This window comes from Actinoplanes utahensis (assembly GCF_016862455.1).
Classification (GTDB): domain Bacteria; phylum Actinomycetota; class Actinomycetes; order Mycobacteriales; family Micromonosporaceae; genus Actinoplanes; species Actinoplanes utahensis.
This window is the reverse complement of the sequence record NZ_BOMZ01000133.1, coordinates 1-3,934: the sequence shown is the minus strand read 5'-3', so window position 1 is coordinate 3,934 and position 3,934 is coordinate 1. Positions and strand designations below refer to the sequence as shown.

The following is a 3,934-nucleotide window of genomic DNA, read 5'->3' as shown; positions in this document are numbered from 1 at the left end:
AGCCCGGAACCGCGGTCAGGACCCCGTCGTCCAGCCGGTACTCCCGGTACCCCAGGAAGGTGAAGTGATCGTCGGCCAGCCACTTGAGCAGCTCGATCGAGTCGGTGACGTCCTTGTCGGGGACCGGGAGCCCCTGCTCGGAGCCGCGGGAGGCGGCCAGCTCGTCGGCGATCACCACGGCGCGCTGCCGCATCCGCGGCCAGTCCTCCACCGCGTCCCGGACGTCGGTGAGCACCCGCCTGACCTCGTTGAGCAACTGCTCCCGGGCTTCGGGGCGGCGCACCGGGTCGATCTCGATCCGGATCCAGCTCTCCACCAGGTCGCCCTCGATGGCGTCGTCCGGCTCGACATCGGACTCCAGCTGGGCGAGCGCGCCGAGCGGCTCCCGGCGCACCACGATCAGCGGGTGCACCGTCAGGTAGACCTGCAGATTGTGCGCGTTGAGCAGGGCGATCACCGAGTCGACCAGGAACGGCATGTCGTCGGTGACGATCCGCAGCACGCTGTGCGCCTGCGGGCCGGGCGGCTCGGTGACGGCCAGTTTCAGCTCGCCGGGCAGCCGGTTACGGGCCAGCTCACGATGATCGGCCGCGGCCGCGAACATCTCCTCGGGTGTGTAACCGACCAGTTCCTCGTCGGGTGCGAACCGCCAGAAGCGGCCCACCAGCGACGCGGTCGTGTGGTCGTCTCCCGCTTTCTCGACCGCCTGTGCCACCAGCCGCTCGGCATTGGGCACATCGTCGAGCACGGTCTGATCAGAATCGGTCACTGCCTCGTCGGCGACAGCCATGGTCCGGCGCTCCCCTCACCCACGGCACTGTGGGCTCGAACGTGTCGAGCACAGCCTAGAACTACCACCCCGGCACACCTCACACCCCCGGTGTGCCAGGCGGCACGGTGCGGTTTCGTGCCGATGTGGGACAGCCAGGACGGGCATGTGCCTATTACCGTTCGAACAGCTACCCCACGAAAGGGACACCCATGCGCCGCTCCCCCGCCGGCCTCGCCGCGCTGCTCCTGCTCACCGCGGGCACGCTGACCGGCTGCTCAGCCGACCCCGCCGAGGACACCGTCGAGGCGTTCCTGACCGGCTGGACCGGCGGCAGCCTGGACGAGGTCGGCTTCGTCACCGCGGCCGGTCAGAAGATCGGCGCGCCCGAGGTGCTGACCCAGATCCAGGCGCTCTACGGCGACCTCGCCGGCGCGCCGATCAGCGTCACGAAATCCGGCGAGACCGCCGAGACCGGCGACACCGCCACCACACCGATCACCGTGAAGTGGACCCTGCCCGGCGGCGCCGAGTGGAGCTACCCCAGCACCGTGCGCGCCACCAAGGCGAACCTGGACGGCTGGTCGGTCGTCTGGGAGCCGGCCCTGGTCCAGCCCGACCTGACCGGAGGCGAGAAACTGCGGCTGCGCCGGGTCGCCGCCGGGCGCGCCGCGATCGTCGACGCGTCCGGGAAACCGCTGGTGTCGCCGCAGAAAGTGGTCACCATCGGGGTCAGCCCGGAGAAGATCAAGGACCTCGCGGCCCTGCAGAAGGCCCTCGCCACGGCGTTCGCCAAGGTCGACGCGGACGTCGACATGAGCACCCTGAAGGCCCGCGTCGACAAGGCCGACCCCGGCGCCTTCCTCGACCTGGTCACCCTCCGGCGGCCGGCCTACGACAAGATCAGAGCCGAGGTACGCCCCCTGCCCGGCACCGTCTTCCGCGAGGAGACCCGGCAGCTCGCCTCCACCCGAGAGTTCGCCCGGGCGCTGCTCGGCACCGTCGACGCCGCCACCGAGGAGGACATCGGCAACTCGGACGGCGCCCTCACCGTCGGCGACCAGACCGGGCACGGCGGGCTCCAGCAGAAGTACGAGGCCGTCCTGCGCGGCACCCCCGGCGTCACGGTGGTGATCGCCAAGGAGGCCGCCGACGGCGACACCGAGGACACCAAGCTCTTCACCGCCCCACCGGTCGACGGCAAACCGGTCAAGGTCACCCTGGACAGCCGGGTACAGATCGCCGCCGACGCCGCGCTCGCCGCCGAGAAACAGCCCAGCTCGCTGGTCGCGGTCCGGGTCAGCGACGGAGCCGTGCTCGCCGCCGCCAACGGGCCCGAGCCCGGCGGGGTCAACACCGCCTTCACCGGCCAGGTCCCCCCGGGGTCGACCTACAAGATGATTTCGGCGTACGGGCTGCTCGCGCGCGACGCGGTCACCGCCAACACCGTCGTCGACTGCCCGAAAACGGTCACAGTCGATGGGCGTGAGTTCAAGAACTCACACGACCAGGCGCTCGGCAAGGTGCCGTTCCACGTCGACTTCGCCAAGTCCTGCAACACCGCGTTCGCCAACCTCGCGCCCAAACTCGGATCCGCCGGGCTGCAGGAGGCGTCCACCGCGCTCGGCATCGGCGGAAAATGGGACCTCGGCATCGACGCGTACTCCGGCCAGGTCTCCGACGGCGGCACCGGCACCGAACTCGCCGCCGCCGTCTTCGGCCAGGGCAGCACCGTGGTCAGCCCGCTCGCCATGGCCGTCGCCACCGCCGCCGTCGCGAAAGGCCGGCTCCAGCCGCCGAAACTGGTGCTCGACCCGGCGCCCGCCAACCCCGGCGCGGCCGGCCCGCAACTCGACGCGGAGGCGGTGACCGCGCTGCGCACCATGATGCGCGAGGTGGTCACGGTGGGCACCGGCACGGCACTGCGCGGCATCAAGGGCCAGCCGGTGTACGGCAAGACCGGCACCGCCGAATTCCAGACCGGCTCCGCCGAGACCCACTCCTGGTTCATCGGCTACCAGGGCGACATCGCCTTCGCCGTCATGGTGCAGAAGGGCGGCGCCGGCTCCGAAGCCGCCGTCCCCGCCGTCACCCGCTTCCTGAGCACCCTCAACAAATAGCCGCCGACCCGGCCGGCGAGGATCGGAGTGGATCTATGCCGACATCCCGTCGCGCCAGGAGACCCGTCGTCCTGATCCTCGTTCTCCCGCTCCTCGGCACGGGATGCACGCCCGGTTCGTCACCCCCTCCGCCGCCGCCGTCCCCGTCCGGGCCGGCGGCGGGCACCACGGAGCACACGATCACCGTCGCCGGGCGGCCCCGGACGTTCCGCCTCCACCGGCCCGCCGGACTGCCGAGCGGCACACCGGCTCCGCTGGTCGTCATGCTGCACGGCGTGCTCGGTGACGGAGCCCAGGCCCAGTCGTCGTACGGCTGGGACGCCCAGGCCGACCACTCCGGATTCCTGGTCGCGTACCCGGACGGGATCCGCCGCGCCTGGGCCGTCAGTGACGGCTGCTGCGGTCCGCCCGCCGCCGAAGGCGTGGACGACGTCGCCTTCGTGACCGCCATGGTCGCGGCGATCTCCGCCATGACACCTGTCGACCCGGCCCGCGTCCACGCCACCGGCATGTCCAACGGAGGGATGCTCGCGTACCGCCTGGCCTGCGACACCACGGTGTTCGCCGCGATCGCCCCGGTGGCGGCGACACGCGTGGGCGCATGCCCCGCGCCGGCGCCGGCCTCCCTCATCCACATCCACGGCACCGCGGACCGGACCTTCCCCTACACCGGCGGGCCCGGCCGGCGGCACAACGACGGCGCCGGGGCGTTCCCCGCGGACACCGCCGGGCCCCCGGTCCCGGAGCTCCTCGCCACCTGGCGCAGCCGGTTGCGCTGCCCGGAACCGGCGTCCACCACCACCGGCGCCGTCACCACCGCGGCGGCGACCTGCCCCGGAAGCCGCGGCGTCACCCTCGTCACCGTCGACGGGGCCGGCCATCAGTGGCCGGGCCAGCCCGGCCCGGGCGGCGCGTTCGCACGGAACCGGCTGGACCCGCCCTCGCCCGCCCTGGACGCCACCGCCACCATCTGGTCGTTCTTCGCCGCGCACCCCCGGCCCTGAGAACCGCACCTCCAGCCCTGAGGACCGCAACTCCAGCCCTG

At 72.2% G+C, this 3,934-nt stretch carries 2 protein-coding genes and 1 pseudogene; 2 read left to right on the top strand and 1 reads right to left on the bottom strand.

The window, feature by feature from the left end; genetic code table 11:
* Positions 1-790, bottom strand: a pseudogene (locus tag Aut01nite_RS42945) (NAD-glutamate dehydrogenase domain-containing protein); the annotation flags it as partial.
* Between the two features lie 191 nt (positions 791-981).
* Between Aut01nite_RS42945 and Aut01nite_RS42940 the strand changes: the two are divergent.
* Both Aut01nite_RS42940 and Aut01nite_RS42935 read left to right on the top strand, forming a co-directional pair.
* Positions 982-2,889 carry a penicillin-binding transpeptidase domain-containing protein gene (locus Aut01nite_RS42940; protein WP_043530787.1) on the top strand — a complete coding sequence of 636 codons (1,908 nt, stop codon included), beginning with the start codon at positions 982-984 and terminating at the stop codon, positions 2,887-2,889.
* A gap of 35 nt (positions 2,890-2,924) precedes the next feature.
* Positions 2,925-3,893, top strand: coding sequence for an extracellular catalytic domain type 1 short-chain-length polyhydroxyalkanoate depolymerase (locus Aut01nite_RS42935; protein ID WP_043530785.1), 969 nt, complete (start codon positions 2,925-2,927; stop codon positions 3,891-3,893).
* The last annotated feature ends 41 nt before the right edge of the window (positions 3,894-3,934 follow it).